Source organism: Nitrococcus mobilis Nb-231 (assembly GCF_000153205.1).
GTDB lineage: Bacteria > Pseudomonadota > Gammaproteobacteria > Nitrococcales > Nitrococcaceae > Nitrococcus > Nitrococcus mobilis.
On record NZ_CH672427.1, the window covers coordinates 1,941,287 to 1,956,378 of the forward strand.

Genomic DNA, 15,092 nt, shown 5'->3' on the forward strand with positions numbered 1-15,092 from the left:
ACTTTCAAGCTGGCCGATCCAAGCAATTGATTAATATATAATTAACCGCGCTTTTTTTGTTACGCCCCAACAGGAAAAAAACCATCTTCGAACTATACTATCTAATGTAGGAGTCGTTGAAAGAACAGGGATCGTGCAAATTATTTTCAGATCGATTTATGCGAATAGGGAGGCGGCGGAAATGCACAGAGACGAGATGATGTACAGTAATCAGGTCCACGACGCGTGGCACAACATGAGCGGCAACTGGCATATCTTCAAGGGGAGGTTGCGGCAGCGCTGGGGGGAGTTCACCCACGAGGATCTGGATCATCTTGCCGGGGGGTTTTATGAAGAGCTCGCCGGAAAGCTCCAGAAGGTCTATGGCATCAGTAAGGAGGAGGCGGATCGGCAGATCAAAGAATGGTTAGAGAATGATCATGATCCGCATGTCTGGAGCACCAGCGGAACCGAGTATTCAGACATTTGACTCTGCAGACTCTGCGTAAGGAGCAACTCCAAATAGAGTGTGAGAGTGAGTGGCAAAACTTTTCTTGCCTTGACGGGTGGGGGGATACGCAAAAGCAAACCTCCCCCACCCGAGGCAAAGCCTCTTCCACGAGTTTTTCTGTAGCAATCCTACATACACTACTGCAGTGAAGCGTCTATCCACCGATAGGCACACTTTCCATTCAAGCTCATTGTCGTTGGAAGAGGTTGTTTCGGTACACACCAGGCGGGATCTGGCATAATTATTTGTTTGCTTGCCAATCAAGTGACGTTGGATCCCTGCGAGTATGACGCGAAAGATACTGGTTACAAGCGCTCTTCCCTATGCCAACGGCCCGATCCATCTAGGTCATTTGGTCGAATACATCCAAACGGACATCTGGGTTCGCTTCCAGAAGCTGCAGGGTAACGAGTGCTACTATGTCTGCGCCGACGACGCCCACGGTACGCCCATCATGCTCAAAGCCCGCGAGCAGGGCATCACGCCGGAGGAGCTCATCGAACGTTTCGGAACCGAGCATCAGGCGGACTTCGCAGCGTTTCTGATTGAATTCGACAACTACTACACCACCCACTCCGCAGAGAATCGCCACTTCGCCACCCTGATCTACGAACGCCTACGCGATGCCGGCCACATCGAGCGTCGCGAGATCACCCAAGCCTTTGACCCGCAAATGAACATGTTCCTACCGGACCGCTATATCAAGGGCACATGCCCGCGTTGTGCGGCATCGGACCAATACGGCGATAACTGCGAAGTCTGCGGTGCCAGCTACTCTCCTGGCGAACTCAAAGACCCTGTTTCCGTACTCTCCGGCGTGCGCCCGGTCGAGCGGACCTCGGAACATTTCTTCTTCCGGCTCCAAGACTTCGAGAGCATGTTACGCGAATGGGCCAATCCTGCGCACACTCAGGAGGAGGTAGCGAACAAGCTTAAAGAGTGGTTCGATGAAGGCCTGAAATCCTGGGACATCTCCCGCGATGCACCCTATTTCGGATTCGAAATCCCGGATGCACCCAATAAATATTTTTACGTATGGTTGGATGCGCCGATCGGCTACATGGCCAGCTTCAAAAACCTCTGTGACCGCACGGGCCTTGACTTCGATACCTTTTGGCTCCCGGGCTCGGAGGCCGAGCTGTACCATTTTATCGGCAAGGACATTGTTTACTTCCACGCCCTGTTCTGGCCGGCCATGCTCGAGGGCGCCGGATTCCGCAAACCGACCCGGCTTTTTGCCCACGGTTTCCTCACCGTCAACGGCCAGAAAATGTCCAAGTCTCGCGGCACCTTCATCACGGCCCGCACATACCTACACCACCTGAACCCCGAGTACTTGCGCTACTACTTCGCGGCCAAGCTCGGCAGCGGGGTGCACGACCTCGACTTGAATCTGGAGGACTTCGCGCAGCGGGTGAACGCGGATCTGGTCGGCAAGCTGGTCAACATCGCCAGCCGCTGCGCCGGCTTCATTGAAAAGCGCTTTGCGGGGCGGCTCTCAGCAACTCTGGCGGCACCGGCACTCTATCGCAAATTCACTGCTCAGGGGGCTCAGATCGCCGAGCTCTACGAGAAGCGCGAATATGGGCGGGTTGTGCGCCAGGTCATGGCGCTTTCCGACGAAGCCAATCAATACATCGATCAGCAAAAACCGTGGCTGCTTGCCAAACAAGCAGATCAGGCCGATCAAGTCCAAATGATCTGCACCATGGGCATCAATCTGTTCCGCCTGCTAACAGCCTATTTAAAGCCCATACTGCCGCGGATGGCGCAGCGCGCCGAAGCCTTCCTCAACCTGCCGGCGCAAAATTGGGACGATGCCAGCCGACCCTTACTCGACCACACCATTAATGCGTTTACGCCACTCATGACCCGGGTCGACAAGGCTGATATCGAACGCATGATCGAGCAGTCTCAGGAGACCTTAACTCAAGGGGGCATCTCTGCAATGACCGGGCCGAGCGCCGCTACATCGTTCACACTGGAACCGATCGCCGAGCCGATCGACTATGAGCAGTTCGCTCGGATCGACTTGAGGATTGCACGCATAACCGAAGCGCGGCTCGTCGACGGGGCCGAGCGGCTGCTGCGCCTTAGCTTGGATCTCGGCGGCGAGCGGCGTATGGTGTTCGCTGGTCTAAAAACCGCCTACGATCCCGCCGATCTCGAGGGACGCCTAACCGTGGTGGTGGCGAATCTCAAGCCCCGCAAGATGCGCTTCGGCGTCTCCGAAGGCATGCTCCTAGCCGCCGGACCCGGCGGTAAAGAGCTTTGGCTGCTGGAGCCTGATGCGGGAGCCCAACCCGGCATGAGGGTGCGATGATACGGTTCTTCGCTCCGCTCCGCTCCGGTCGACGCCGGCCGGATAACGCGTGAGTTTCGGCATGCTTACTGCGTCCGCCACAGCCCTCACCCGCCTCGCTGCGGCAGCCGGCTGGCTGTTCGGCTGGAGGACCCGCCGCCACGGCAAGCCGCGACCCGATGCCGAGCAAATCGACGCGATCCTGCCGCAAACTCAATGCGGGCGCTGCGGCTATTCCGCCTGCCGCCCTTATGCAGAGGCGATCGCCCGCGGGGAAGCGGACATCAATCAATGCCCGCCGGGTGGAGAGCTCACCGTGCACGCGCTCGCTGAGCTACTCGGGCGCAAGCCCAAGCCCCTCAATCCTAAGCACGGCACGCTCCCACAGGAGCCGACCGTTGCCTGGATCGACGAGACGGCATGCATCGGTTGTACGCGCTGCATTCAGGCCTGCCCCGTAGACGCTATATTGGGTACGGCCAAGCAGATGCATACTGTGATCCGCACCGAGTGCACAGGCTGCGCGCTCTGCATCGCGCCCTGCCCGGTGGACTGCATCCATCTGCGGGCGGTAACACAGGATATCGACGCCGCCCAAACTCGTCCCGATCAAAACCCGGCTGCGGCGAACATTTCTTGTAGCAAGCCCCAACTCCAGAGCTGGGAGCAACTCCGAGACAAGGCTGATCGCGCGCGCGAACGCTACGAGTACCGCCTGACCCGCCTCGCCAGGGAACGCGACGAGCGAGAGCAACGGCAACAATCCAAGAAAGCGATACCCGGGCGTGACCTCGGCAACATCGATAAAAAAGCGGTGATTCAGGCGGCCGTGGCTCGGGCGCGACGACGCCAAGCGGCCTTGGCCACCGCCCGCGGCACATCCTTGCCCCCCCGCCCGAAATAGAACGGCTCGCCCACGGATGAACCGTCAGAAACGCACTGCCATTTTCCATCGCCTAAAGACTGCAAACCCGGCCCCACGCACCGAGTTGTGCTTCAGAACACCATTTGAGCTACTCATCGCCGTCATACTCTCGGCCCAGGCCACCGACCGCAGCGTCAACAAAGCGACCGAGCGGCTGTTCGCTGTTGCCGATACGCCCGGCGCCATGTGGGCGCTGGGTGAGCCGCGCCTCAAGGAATACATCCAGACCATCGGGCTGTTCAACACCAAAGCTCGCAACATCATCGAATGCTGCCGCATCCTGCTGGAGCGGCATCAGGGCCTCGTGCCGAACAATCGCCATGACCTCGAAGCGCTGCCTGGAGTAGGGCGTAAAACCGCCAACGTAGTGCTCAATACCGCGTTTGGCCAGCCCACATTGGCCGTGGATACGCACATCCTGCGAGTCGCCAACCGCACCGGACTCGCCCGAGGCCATACCCCGCGGCAGGTGGAAGACAAACTGACACGGTGGATACCGAAGGAATACCTGCAGGATGCTCATCATTGGCTGATCCTCCATGGTCGCTATGTCTGCACCGCACGCAAACCGCGCTGCGCCGCGTGTGTGATCTATGATCTCTGCGAATTCGAGGATAAAGCGGCCTACGCAAGGAATTAAACGCCCCTCCTGCCACCCGATGGAATCATCCAGTAGATTTCGTTGTCCTATTAATTAGGGCGAGATCTTTTTCGAACCATCGGCTTTCAGGAAGGCAAGACTGGGGCTTGATAGCGGCAAAGCCTATCCAAGGATAGCGGACGTCGGAAGCGCCCACTTTATCGAGCAATGCGCCAAGGATGCGGTAGGCACGGCTCGACTCACGCGGTTAAGTGCATCTCAGCAAGCGATAGGCAATTACCGTCTCGGAAAAGACTCGCCCACCTCCTCTTTTTTCCGGCAACCAACGGTATCATTATGGAGTGGATGCAATGCACCGTGTTGCCATAACCTCTTTCGAGCAGAGTCACAGCGCGGCCCGAGCACAGGCGTTGCTTTCTAAATTAATGAGCGATCAACCAACACGCTGGCAGATGCGTTGCAATGTTTTTCAGCCAAGACCGCAGTGAGCTCCGCCGCTTCTACCTGGAGGCGTGGCACAAGGCCCGAGCCGGTTTACCGATGGCACCGCTGGAGCAGATGGTCGCCGCTGTGGTGGCCGAGCACCCCGAGTACCAGCCTCTGCTGGAGAACGAAGAGCGGGCCTTAGAGCGCGACTACCGGCCCGAACACGGCGAGACCAATCCATTTCTCCACATGGCCCTGCACATCGCTGTGCGGGAACAGGCTGCCGCCGATCGCCCGCGCGGCGTGTATCGCATCCACACCGCGCTGAGTGGGTATTTCGGTGGTCGAACCGAGACGGAACACCGTATGATGGAGTGCCTTGCCGAGACTCTATGGCATGCTCAACGCTATAATGTGTTGCCCGATGAGGCCGCCTATATGGCCTGCCTGGAAGCACTGGCACGGCGAATTCTCGGCAACCGCAATGACAAGCTTTAGCGGCCATCGAGGCATTCAATTATCGTATATATTAATGGTGACATCGGTGAGCCATTTGATCGTACGCGCTGGCGTGCGGAGACAAAACACGCACGATTTGTTTAAGGTCGCCGTAACCAAAGCAATTTAGATAGGCACCTTCCGATGGAAATTCAACCGAAGTTCACGATCGGGCAGCTGGTTCACCATACGCTATTCGATTATCGGGGCGTGATCGTCGACGTCGACCCCGTATTTCAAGGCACCGAAGAGTGGTACGAGATGATGGCAAGGAGCCGCCCACCAAAGGATAAACCTTGGTATCACGTACTCGTACATAATGCCAACCATGGCACATACGTCGCTGAGCGCCATCTGGAGCCGGACGAAAGTGCAGAGCAGATCAATCATCCGGCCTTGAACGAGATCTTCGACCGCTTCGTCGAGGGCCGTTATTATCGTTCCAGGGGCACCCACTGAGCCCACATCGTTACCCACAACTCGACTCTTGCATGGCACGTGTAGCTTCGAGCGCGAGCACAAAATCGCGACCGCGTTGCAGCCCGATCCATATTGTCTGTGGACCCGGAAAGCCATCACCTTTGCGGTTCAGGAATCCGCTGAAACCGGCCACCCTGCGCACCCTCTGATCGAGTGGGGGTGGTTATTCGGGCGGCGGTTTACGTTTGGCGACGATGTAGATGGCTTCCCACTCCTTCTCGGCAAAGACCACATCACACGGCATTTCCGAGCATTCGCGGCCCAGCAGGGTCAGATACAGCACCCGCCAAGCGATGATCATGTAGAGGGCCAGTGTCGGCTCCAGGCGCTCGAGCTTCTCGAGCTGCAATTCCTCAACCTTGCAGCCCGATTTCAGGATGCGAAAATAAATCTCCACTTGCCTGCGACAAAGCTAGCATTGCAGCAGTTCGCCGGCCTGCTCGGCCGTGTCCACCGGTAAACGGCTCAGTAACAGCCACTCGATGGGCTCAGCTCCGGCGGGCGGATCCAGCTCTTGCGCCAGCAACGCGCTCATTTCGACATCGGGTGGTTGGTGGTTGCTGCAAAACGGCGCCTTGAGCGTAACCCGTACCGAGCGCAGGCTCTGGGCGATGCGCCTTACGCTGTCCGCTCTTGAGTATATCGAACTCGATCCGATCGAGCTCGGGGGCCTCATCGAGGGCTTGGCGCAACGTTCTGTCGTCGCTGAGCTTGCGATCGTGCTGGCCACGAGTCAGTCACTCGGCCGCGGGCCTGTTCGCCTCTCGTTCGACGAAGATTTCGTAGACATGATGTCTAAATTCTCCCTATTACCCAAAGAAACAGACGGAATTGGAGTTGTCGGCGTACAAAACGGGCGTGCGCCCTTGAGCTCGCGACTTCTCGGGCACTTGCGTGCAGAATCTCCGCCGTAGCGTTTCCTCCACTTCATGCCGCAGAATAGCGTCATGCCGCGCCGACACCCGGCATCTGAGTTCTCATCGACGAGAGGATAAGAACATGCCCGATCGCGCGCACCGGGGGCGGTTGCCGCTGGATGAGCTGCGCGCCGGCGTGGCGGCCGGCACGCTTCATACCGTGATGCTCGCCATGGTCGACATGCAGGGGCGATTGCAGGGCAAGCGTCTCACCGCCGAGCACTTCCTCGACGAGGTGGTCGAGCGCAAAGCGGAGGGCTGTTGCTACCAGCTCGCGGTGGATGTAGAGATGAACACCGTACCCGGCTACCGACACGCCTCCTGGTCCACGGGCTACGGCGATTTCGTGTTCGCACCGGACCTCACCACCCTGCGGCGCATCCCTTGGCACGCGGGCACGGCGCTGGTGATGAGCGATTTGGAATGGGCGGACGGCGCGCCGGTGGTGGTCTCGCCCCGGCAGATTCTGCGCCGCCAGATCGAGCGCTTGGCCGAGCGCGGACTCATCGCCTTCGCCGGCACGGAGCTTGAGTTCATCGTCTTCCGCGAGAGCTACGAAGAGGCCTGGCGCAAAGGTTACCGTGAGCTCACCCCAGCCAATTTCTACAACGTGGATTACGCGCTGCTCGATACCGCACGCCTGGAGCCGCTGCTGGCACGCATCCGCAATGGGATGCAGGGAGCGGGGCTGCCGGTAGAGGACTCCAAGGGCGAGTGCAATCTCGGCCAACACGAGATCAATTTCCGCTACCGCCCGGCACTGGAGACGGCCGACGGCCACGCCATCTACAAAACCGGCGCCAAGGAGATCGCCGCGCAGGAGGGCTATGCACTCACCTTCATGGCCAAATTCAATGAGCGCGAAGGCAACTCCTGCCATATCCACCTCAGCGTGCGCTCGGCGGACGACACGCCGGTGATGGCCGAGGGCCATGCGCTGTCCGCGCTCGGCGCACACTTCGTCGCGGGTCTACTGGCTGGACTGCGCGAGCTGACACTGTTCTTCGCGCCCAACATCAACTCCTATAAACGCTATGTGGCCGGCAGCTTCGCCCCCACGGCCGTGGCCTGGGGGCGCGATAACCGCACCTGCGCCCTGCGTCTGGTCGGGCACGGGCCGTCGCTGCGCATCGAAAACCGAGTGCCCGGTGGGGACGTGAATCCCTACCTGGCGCTCGCGGCCATGATCGCCGCCGGCATCCACGGTATGGACCACAAACTTACGCTGGAATCCGCGTTCACCGGCAACGCCTATCAGGCCGACAAGCCGTGGGTACCGCACACCCTTGGCCAGGCCCGGGAGCTGTTCGCCGGCTGCGAGCTGGCCCTGGAGGCGTTCGGCGCCGAGGTGGTCGAGCATTACCTGCACATGGCGCAGGTGGAGTTGGAAGCCTTCGAGGCGGCGGTAACGGATTGGGAACGTTACCGGGGGTTCGAACGGCTCTAGCGCGAACCGCCGACGGGAATGACGGAGAACACTGTGACCGGAACCCTTCGCATCGTCAGTCCCGTAGACGGCTCGATCTATGCCGAGCGGGCGTTGGCCGAGCGCACCGAGGCCCTGGCAGCAGTGGGAGCTGCCGCTAAAGCACAACGGGGATGGCGGATGACCCCGCTCGCCGATCGCCAGCGGATCCTCTCCGCCGCGGTGGACCGATTCATCGCGCAGCGCGAGGCCATTGCCGCGGAGCTCGCCTGGCAGATGGGTCGGCCCGTGCGTCAGGGGGGCGGCGAGGTCGACGGCTTCGAAGAGCGCGCCCGCTACATGATCGAGGCGGCCCCGGCGGCGCTCGCGAATATTGATCCCGGCGCGAAGCCGGGCTTGCGGCGCTATATTCGTCGCGAGCCGGTGGGAGTCGTATTCACCCTAGTGCCCTGGAACTTTCCCTACCTGACGGCGGTGAACTCCGTCTGGCCGGCGCTCGTTGCCGGCAACGCCGTGATCCTCAAGCACGCCCAACAAACCGCGCTTTGCGCCGAACGCCTAACCAGAGCACTCGCCGAAGTCGGTCTGCCCAAGGGCGTGTTCCAGGCGCTACACTTGAGCCACGCCACCGCCACGGCGGTGATGCAGCACGAGGCCGTGCGGCTGGTGTGCTTCACCGGCTCGGTACGCGGCGGTCGGGCAGTACAGCGCGCCGCCGGCGCGGGCTTCGCCGGCACGGGGCTTGAGCTGGGCGGCAAGGATCCAGCCTATGTGCGCGCCGATGCGGACCTGACAACGGCTGTCACCGGCGTCGCCGAGGGCGCCTTTTTCAACGCCGGGCAATCGTGCTGTTCGCTGGAGCGAGTCTATGTACACGAGTCGGTCTATGACGGGTTCGTGGCCGGGTTGGTGGCCGAGGCGCAGCGGCTGGTGCTCGGCAATCCGCTGGATCCGGCTACCACACTGGGTCCCATGGTCCGTCCTGCGGCGGCGGCCTTCGTCCGCGCGCAGATCGCCGCGGCGGTGCACTCAGGCGCTCAGGCGTTGATCGACCCCAAGTCCTTTCCGGCCGATGATCCCGAGGGCGCCTATCTGGCACCCCAAGTGCTGGTCGATGTAGACCACGGTATGCGCGTGATGACCGAGGAGAGCTTCGGCCCGGTGGTCGGGGTGATGCGAGTGCGCTCGGACGCCGAGGCGGTGCGTCTGATGAACGACAGCGAGTTCGGCCTGAGCGCCTCCATCTGGACGCGCGATGTAACGGCGGCCGAACGGATCGGCGAACGGCTGGAGACCGGCACCGTATTCATGAACCGCTGCGATTATCTGGATCCCGCGCTCGCTTGGACGGGTGTCAAGCACAGCGGGCGCGGGTGCACACTCTCGGCGCTGGGCTACGAACCGCTTACGCGGCCCAAAAGCTTTCACTTGCAGGTGGAATGACGACGGTGCAGCGCACTTCGGCACCATGCGCACTGCGCGATACGTGCCGGATTCGGGAGGACAATATGGCCGTAAACGGTTTCGATCCTGCAACCATCACCGCTGATTGGGGTTTCCCCAACCGCGTGCTGGTCGGCCCAGGGCGGCTCGCCGAGCTACCGGGGCTGTGCCGGGAGCTCGGTATCGCCCGGCCGTTGCTGGTGACGGACGCCGATCTACGGGCACTGCCGATGATCGAGGATACCCTGAGTGCACTCCGGAACGCGGGTCTCGCCGCGGCGCTGTGCGCGGAGGTTCAAGGTAACCCGGTGGAAGCCAACGTCGACGCCGGTGTCGTGGCTTATCGGTCCGGCGGTCACGATGGCGTGGTGGCCTGCGGCGGCGGCAGCGCGCTCGACGTAGCCAAGGCCGTGGCGTTGATGGTGGGGCAACGCCGGGCCATCTGGGATTTCGAGGATGTGGACGAGAACTGGCGACGGGCGAATGCCGAAGCCATTGCTCCCGTAATCGCCATCCCGACCACTGCGGGCACCGGTTCCGAGGTGGGACGAGCGGCGGTGATCATTAATCCGGCCGACCACCGCAAAGTCATCGTCTTCCACCCCCGCATGCTGCCCCAAGCGGTCATCCTGGACCCCAAGGTAACCGTAGAATTGCCCGCACCGCTCACCGCCGCCACCGGCATGGACGCCTTTGTACACTGCTTCGAGGCATGGTGCGCATCGGGCTTTCACCCGCTGGCCGACGGCCTCGCGTTGCAGGGCATGCGGCTTATCGCCGACGCGCTGCCCCGCGCCTACCGCGACGGTGGCGATCTACAGGCGCGTACCCATATGCTCGCCGCCGCCAGCATGGGCGCGCTCGCCTTCCAGAAAGGGCTGGGCGCGGTGCACGCCATCGCCCATGCGGTGGGTGCGCTGTACGGCACGCATCACGGCCTGACCAATGCGGTGATCCTGCCGTACGTGATGCGCTTCAACCGGCATGCGATTACCGCCCGCCTGGAACCCGTGGCTCAAGCGCTCGACATTGGAAGCGGCTCGTTCGAGGCGGTGCTGGAGTGGGTGTTGCGCTTGCGCGAACGCCTAGGGATCACTCCTACGCTAGCGGGACTGGGTGTAGACGCCGACCGGGCGGAAGAAATCGGCCGGCTGGCCGAACTCGATCCATCCGCGGCAGGTAACCCGCTACCGGTCACAGCCGAAGACTTGCAGCGGGTGTTTATCGAAGCCGTACACGGGCGGATCTAACCCCCCGCACTCATGCACCCAAGCCTTGCCCACCCAGCAGAGCTCAGCGTTATACGCAAGCCCTTTCGAGAGTCAGGATAATGGACTTGCAGGAGGATTTGGGCTGCTGTCGGTATCTTGCGGGGCATTCCTTAGCCGGTACCATTCCCTGAGCTTCTCGTCAGCCTCCTTCTTGCTGATTCCATAGGCCTTTTGGATCTTCCCGGTCAGCTCTTCCTCATAGCCCTCAGTGAGGTGATCCAGATCCTGGTTGGTAAGCATTCCCCACTGCTGCCGGACTTTGCCCTTCAAGATATGCCAATTGCCACCGATCTGATCGCGAAACATTTTGGGTCTCCGTCATGCATCTGTGACTGGCTTTGCGAAGTATGAAACCTCAGGAAAGCACTGTACTTTTAGTATAGTAAATTTGCCGCTTTGCTCAGCACGAGGCATGGCTTAACCGGCCGTTGCCGTATCGCAAGGCTCGGGCCGAGCGATTCACTCCGAAGGGGCTAGCCGTAGTTCGTGGGCAGCACCTCCGAGAATTGGAAATCCAGCAACTGCATGGTCTCGCGGAACTTCTCGTGCAGCTCCTGCTCGCTCTCGCCACCGAGGAACAAATCGGCGATCTCATAGCTGTAACTGTCCTGGGCGCGGAGCTCGGAGAGTTGCATGCCCTCCTCCACGTAGACGTGTACGACCAGCTCGGGGTGATGACGCTTGATGGCCTCGATCTCCGCCGCCGAGGGCACCCGGTTAACCACTGCATTGCCGTAGACCCTAGGCATGAACTTCGCCGCCATGGGGAAGCGGCCCTCTGGGTGCGGAAAATCCGGACGGCGGACCAGCGCGATATCGATGGCCACCTCGTGGTGGGAAGCGCCCGTGGCCATCTGGAATATGGGGCAGTGCGATTTCGAGATCCGCGGATTGATCTCCAGCAACCAGATGTAGTCGGTCTGCGGATCCCAGAAGAACTCCATATTGAACGGGGTCTGGTTCAGACCGATATGCTTCAAAATTCGCTCGGCATAGGCCCGCATGCGGTTCTGGATGCCATCGGGTAGCTGCGAGGGGTATTGATAGCTGAGAAAGCTGACGTTGTTGGAACCCCGCAGGGAATCGATCACAGCGTAGGTCACCACATCGCCCTCGTGGACGTATCCCTCCAAGGTGCAGAGATGGCCGCCGATCAGGCCCTCGGCGAGCACGGTGGCCCCATTGCCGTGCGCCGGTAGCGCCGAGCGGTTCTCGCAGTGCTGCAGCATGTAGTCGAAAGGCTCGGCGAAGACGTGGATATTCTCGCGAATAGTGGCCATAGCCTCGCGGTACCGATCCTCATTGTCGATGCGAAAGCCCAGATACGAGGAGAAGGCCGTGGTGGGCTTGAGCCAGAAAGGGTAGTCCAGCTCCAGGTCACGCACCGGATCGTCGCTGTAGGGGTCGAGCCCCTGAAAAGGCGGCGTACACTCCGGCACCGCCTCTTGGTGGGCGATGCGGCTCCAATACTTGCTCTCGCAGTAGAGCACGCTCTCCAGCGTCGGCGAGGGCAGACCCCACTCCCGGCGCAGGATCGGCAGCATCGAAGTGGTGGGAAAATCCCAATGGCCAATGATCGCGTCCACGCTCGGCGCCTCGGTGAGCGTCCGGCGAGCCTCCGCCATGATCTCCGCCATCGGATAGGAAGGTGGGTTGACCATGGTCTCGTAGGAGACGAGGCCGTGGAATTCGTACTCGGCGGCGTTGTGTACGGTCTGGAGCTCGCGCAGGTTGAACTCGTCCAGGCCAATCACGAACACGTGCTTGGTCATAAAACGAACCTCTATCGTAGCGGCGCTCGACTAATAAAAGCATAAACACCGATTTTGCTCGGGTCGATCCAGTCTCCGACAGACGCTGAGTTCACTCGCCTCCCCTAAAGAAGCTTTGATTTAGTCCGCTCATGCTCCGGGCTATTCGTCAAACTTACGGATCAGCATGAGCAGACACAAAATTACAGAACATCACAATGTCGCCATCGAGCGGCCTGTGCAAGCAAAGGGTGCAATATGGCGACAGGGTCGCGTACCCAATTTGAAACGAAACTTGACCCTCACATTGGTGCTTTGACACCCTGAACGCAAAAGGTAACTTTGGTCGGGGATCGTCACATTGCCATTGGAGGGTGGCGGTTGGGTGCTGGCCGAAGGCGTAGTTGGTTGCGCCGGGATCGAGTGGCGGATGGTGATAGTATCATCATCAACCAAGACCTCCTTAACCAGCAAGCGGACGATTCTCTGGCGGTCACTGATTTCCAAAGTCTCTGCCGATTCCCGCAGTCGCTGGAGGAAAGCGGTCAATGTTTCGGCCAAACGCAGGAACGACATGCGGTCGGCGGCCTGACTGAAGATTGCCTGCAGCTCGGATTTCAATCCCTGTTCGCGGGCCCGCAGTTCGGGCATGCGGCCTCGCAGTTCGTCCAAAGACACGAGGTCTTCCTGGTAGGCGGTCACCAGGCGGTCCATGCTTTTGCTCAGGCGCGTGAGGTCGCGTTCGACAGCGTCCTGGCGTTTCTTCGTCGGTTCACTCGCACGGGCCGCATCCAGGCGGCGGTCAAGCTCGGCGTTGATGAGCCCCGGATCGGCGATCAGCCGCATCACCTCCTGCCACACGATGTGGTCGAGCAGGTCCTGGCGGATCGGGCGACTGTCGCACACGGATCCGCCGAGATGACGCCAGCCATCCGAACCCAGGCAGCGGTAATAGTGGATTTTGCGTGCACTCGTGCGGGTCGACGCGCGGTAGAGCGCGTAGCCGCATTTGCGGCACGAGACCAAGCCCTGCACAAGGCTGGGCTCGATGGTCCGGCGCGGTGCGAAACGCTTGTTGTCGGCCAAGCGCTCGGCCGCCAAAGCGAAGGTTTCCTCGCTGACAAGGGCGGGGACCGGCACTTCGATCCATTCCTCGCGCGGCCGCTCATGTGCGCTGGTCTTTTCACCATGGACCGACCGACCCGACAGACGGAATGGCTTGGTCACCTTTTGCCTCGGCCCGACCTGTGTCTTGTTGAAGCAGGCGGTGCCCTTATAGGCGGGATTGCGCAACATCCCCCACACGACCGAACGCTCCCAACGGGTCACTCGCCGGCGTGTCGGAGGGCCCATCTCCCGCAACAGCCGGGCGATGGCGCCGATGCTCAGACCGTCGACGGTGTATTTCTCAAACACCAGCCGCACGACTGCCGCCTCGGCGGCATCGATCTCGTAACGCGCCGGCGTTTCGGGCATCTTGCGAATGTAGCGATAGCCGTAGGGCGCCCCGCCAAGCACAGAGATCTCGCCCGATTTGGCGCGGTGACGCTTGCCACGGCGGGAGCGTTCGAGAATCTGGGCGCGTTCGTACTCGGCGATCATCCCTTGGAATTGCAGCATGAGCTGATCTTCGGGCGTGGCGGAATGCGGCGCCTTGATGAAGATGGCTTCGACACCATGCGGCGACTCTCGTCAGCAGAACCTGATAGGCATACTTTCTGCTCAGCCGATCCGGCGAGTGGATGAGCACTGCTTGGATTTGGCCCTCGGCCGCGAGGTCGCGCAGCCGCTCCAAGCCGGGCCGCAGCAGGCTGGCGCCGCTGAAACCTTCGTCCTCGATTATCCATTCATCGGGTACGGTGAACCCCTGCTCGCGGGCGAACTCGATCAATGCCGCGGTTTGGCTGGCGATCGTGTTCGCTCCCTTCTGTTGGTCGGAGGATACCCGGGCATAAATCGCGGCGATCTTCATCGCTCCCCTCCCTTACGCACGGTCCCACACCGGCGACACGGACCCGCTCCGGTACCAAAATCCCATAGACCTGTTCCAGTTTGACGGCGAGGAGACGGTCAAACGCATGCTCGAGACGGACGCTGCGATCACTGGCGCCGCGCCGGTCAGCCATTGCCGCCGGCTTCGTCGAGAAACGCGCGCAGCGCCCGACTCACCATGTCGCTGATCGTCGTCTCCTCGGCCGCAGCCCGCGTTCGAATCGCGTCGACCAAACTGGGCGGAAGCTTGAACGTCACGGCCGTCGTTGGCTCGGTCACTGGCACCGGCCGGCCGATTGCCTGGGCCGCCTCGATGTAGCGATAGGCCTGACGTCGGGACAGCGTGAATTGGCGCGACAACAACACGGCAGCCTCCGCCACCTTCAGCCCACGCGCGAGCAACCCATAGGCCGCATTGAGACGTTGCGCCTTCTGCGTATCGGTCGATCGCGACATATGACATACGTATATTACCTCCTGAGACGCAAATCAAGCACAGAACGGGAACGGTCGAGCGGGATTGTCCGATCGAAGCCGAAGTTACCCTTTGCGTTCAGGGCGTGCTGCCGC

General features: G+C 60.9%; 15 protein-coding genes and 2 pseudogenes. 10 read left to right on the forward strand and 7 right to left on the reverse strand.

Annotation, left to right across the window (positions count from 1 at the left end; translation table 11 throughout):
• The first annotated feature begins 181 nt into the window (after positions 1-181).
• From NB231_RS08895 to hspQ, 6 genes are all read left to right on the forward strand, one after another.
• A complete protein-coding gene (locus NB231_RS08895; RefSeq protein WP_005001852.1) occupies positions 182-469 on the forward strand; it encodes a CsbD family protein in 288 nt (95 codons plus the stop codon).
• A gap of 307 nt (positions 470-776) precedes the next feature.
• Positions 777-2,813, forward strand: a complete 2,037-nt coding sequence (gene metG, locus NB231_RS08900; RefSeq protein WP_005001854.1) for a methionine--tRNA ligase — start codon at positions 777-779, stop codon at positions 2,811-2,813.
• Between the two features lie 61 nt (positions 2,814-2,874).
• A complete protein-coding gene (gene rsxB / locus NB231_RS19570) occupies positions 2,875-3,696 on the forward strand; it encodes an electron transport complex subunit RsxB (protein ID WP_040662116.1) in 822 nt (273 codons plus the stop codon).
• 16 nt (positions 3,697-3,712) lie between these two features.
• Positions 3,713-4,357 carry an endonuclease III gene (gene nth / locus NB231_RS08910; RefSeq protein WP_005001858.1) on the forward strand — a complete coding sequence of 215 codons (645 nt, stop codon included), beginning with the start codon at positions 3,713-3,715 and terminating at the stop codon, positions 4,355-4,357.
• 423 nt (positions 4,358-4,780) lie between these two features.
• The gene (locus NB231_RS08915) at positions 4,781-5,242 is read left to right on the forward strand and encodes a DUF1841 family protein (RefSeq protein WP_005001860.1); all 462 of its coding nucleotides are present in this window, start codon (positions 4,781-4,783) and stop codon (positions 5,240-5,242) included.
• Between the two features lie 144 nt (positions 5,243-5,386).
• Positions 5,387-5,701, forward strand: a complete 315-nt coding sequence (gene hspQ / locus NB231_RS08920; protein WP_005001863.1) for a heat shock protein HspQ — start codon at positions 5,387-5,389, stop codon at positions 5,699-5,701.
• Positions 5,702-5,711: 10 nt separating this feature from the next.
• On the opposite strand, the pseudogene NB231_RS19575 reads toward hspQ, so the two are convergent.
• Positions 5,712-6,023, reverse strand: a pseudogene (locus tag NB231_RS19575) (IS4 family transposase).
• 111 nt (positions 6,024-6,134) lie between these two features.
• Entirely contained in the window at positions 6,135-6,257 is a 123-nt protein-coding gene (locus NB231_RS20035) for a hypothetical protein (RefSeq protein ID WP_005001866.1), read from the reverse strand.
• A 22-nt stretch (positions 6,258-6,279) separates the two neighbouring features.
• Here NB231_RS20035 and NB231_RS16865 point away from each other — a divergent pair, with 22 nt between their 5' ends.
• The 4 genes from NB231_RS16865 (at position 6,280) to NB231_RS08940 (ending at position 10,758) form a co-directional block, all read left to right on the forward strand.
• Complete coding sequence (locus NB231_RS16865; RefSeq protein WP_005001869.1) at positions 6,280-6,636, forward strand: hypothetical protein; 357 nt, start codon at positions 6,280-6,282, stop codon at positions 6,634-6,636.
• 85 nt (positions 6,637-6,721) lie between these two features.
• On the forward strand, positions 6,722-8,086 hold the full coding sequence (locus NB231_RS08930) for a glutamine synthetase family protein (protein ID WP_005001871.1): 1,365 nt from the start codon (positions 6,722-6,724) through the stop codon (positions 8,084-8,086).
• An 18-nt stretch (positions 8,087-8,104) separates the two neighbouring features.
• A complete protein-coding gene (locus NB231_RS08935; RefSeq protein ID WP_005001873.1) occupies positions 8,105-9,508 on the forward strand; it encodes an aldehyde dehydrogenase family protein in 1,404 nt (467 codons plus the stop codon).
• A gap of 65 nt (positions 9,509-9,573) precedes the next feature.
• Positions 9,574-10,758, forward strand: a complete 1,185-nt coding sequence (locus tag NB231_RS08940; RefSeq protein WP_040663671.1) for an iron-containing alcohol dehydrogenase — start codon at positions 9,574-9,576, stop codon at positions 10,756-10,758.
• 72 nt (positions 10,759-10,830) lie between these two features.
• On the opposite strand, the gene NB231_RS08945 is transcribed toward NB231_RS08940, so the two are convergent.
• The 5 genes and pseudogenes from NB231_RS08945 to NB231_RS08960 all read right to left on the reverse strand — a co-directional run bounded on the left by NB231_RS08945 (position 10,831) and on the right by NB231_RS08960 (position 14,978).
• A complete protein-coding gene (locus NB231_RS08945) occupies positions 10,831-11,085 on the reverse strand; it encodes a CsbD family protein (protein WP_005001880.1) in 255 nt (84 codons plus the stop codon).
• A 167-nt stretch (positions 11,086-11,252) separates the two neighbouring features.
• On the reverse strand, positions 11,253-12,551 hold the full coding sequence (locus NB231_RS08950; protein ID WP_005001883.1) for an ATP-grasp domain-containing protein: 1,299 nt from the start codon (positions 12,549-12,551) through the stop codon (positions 11,253-11,255).
• A 192-nt stretch (positions 12,552-12,743) separates the two neighbouring features.
• A complete protein-coding gene (locus NB231_RS08955) occupies positions 12,744-14,150 on the reverse strand; it encodes a recombinase family protein (RefSeq protein ID WP_005001886.1) in 1,407 nt (468 codons plus the stop codon).
• Positions 14,151-14,292: 142 nt separating this feature from the next.
• Positions 14,293-14,502: pseudogene (locus NB231_RS20040) on the reverse strand (recombinase family protein); the annotation flags it as partial.
• A 146-nt stretch (positions 14,503-14,648) separates the two neighbouring features.
• On the reverse strand, positions 14,649-14,978 hold the full coding sequence (locus tag NB231_RS08960; RefSeq protein WP_005001121.1) for a ribbon-helix-helix protein, CopG family: 330 nt from the start codon (positions 14,976-14,978) through the stop codon (positions 14,649-14,651).
• Between the last annotated feature and the right edge of the window lie 114 nt (positions 14,979-15,092).

What these genes read in the sequence shown, in the direction of transcription:
- NB231_RS08895 (WP_005001852.1), top strand. Translation starts at nt 182, where the DNA reads ATGCACAGAGACGAGATGATGTACAGTAATCAGGTCCACGACGCGTGG.
- metG (WP_005001854.1), top strand. Translation starts at nt 777, where the DNA reads ATGACGCGAAAGATACTGGTTACAAGCGCTCTTCCCTATGCCAACGGC.
- rsxB (WP_040662116.1), top strand. Translation starts at nt 2,875, where the DNA reads ATGCTTACTGCGTCCGCCACAGCCCTCACCCGCCTCGCTGCGGCAGCC.
- nth (WP_005001858.1), top strand. Translation starts at nt 3,713, where the DNA reads ATGAACCGTCAGAAACGCACTGCCATTTTCCATCGCCTAAAGACTGCA.
- NB231_RS08915 (WP_005001860.1), top strand. Translation starts at nt 4,781, where the DNA reads ATGTTTTTCAGCCAAGACCGCAGTGAGCTCCGCCGCTTCTACCTGGAG.
- hspQ (WP_005001863.1), top strand. Translation starts at nt 5,387, where the DNA reads ATGGAAATTCAACCGAAGTTCACGATCGGGCAGCTGGTTCACCATACG.
- NB231_RS20035 (WP_005001866.1), bottom strand. Translation starts at nt 6,257, where the DNA reads ATGAGCGCGTTGCTGGCGCAAGAGCTGGATCCGCCCGCCGGAGCTGAG.
- NB231_RS08930 (WP_005001871.1), top strand. Translation starts at nt 6,722, where the DNA reads ATGCCCGATCGCGCGCACCGGGGGCGGTTGCCGCTGGATGAGCTGCGC.
- NB231_RS08935 (WP_005001873.1), top strand. Translation starts at nt 8,105, where the DNA reads ATGACGGAGAACACTGTGACCGGAACCCTTCGCATCGTCAGTCCCGTA.
- NB231_RS08940 (WP_040663671.1), top strand. Translation starts at nt 9,574, where the DNA reads ATGGCCGTAAACGGTTTCGATCCTGCAACCATCACCGCTGATTGGGGT.
- NB231_RS08945 (WP_005001880.1), bottom strand. Translation starts at nt 11,085, where the DNA reads ATGTTTCGCGATCAGATCGGTGGCAATTGGCATATCTTGAAGGGCAAA.
- NB231_RS08950 (WP_005001883.1), bottom strand. Translation starts at nt 12,551, where the DNA reads ATGACCAAGCACGTGTTCGTGATTGGCCTGGACGAGTTCAACCTGCGC.
- NB231_RS08955 (WP_005001886.1), bottom strand. Translation starts at nt 14,150, where the DNA reads ATGCTGCAATTCCAAGGGATGATCGCCGAGTACGAACGCGCCCAGATT.
- NB231_RS08960 (WP_005001121.1), bottom strand. Translation starts at nt 14,978, where the DNA reads ATGTCGCGATCGACCGATACGCAGAAGGCGCAACGTCTCAATGCGGCC.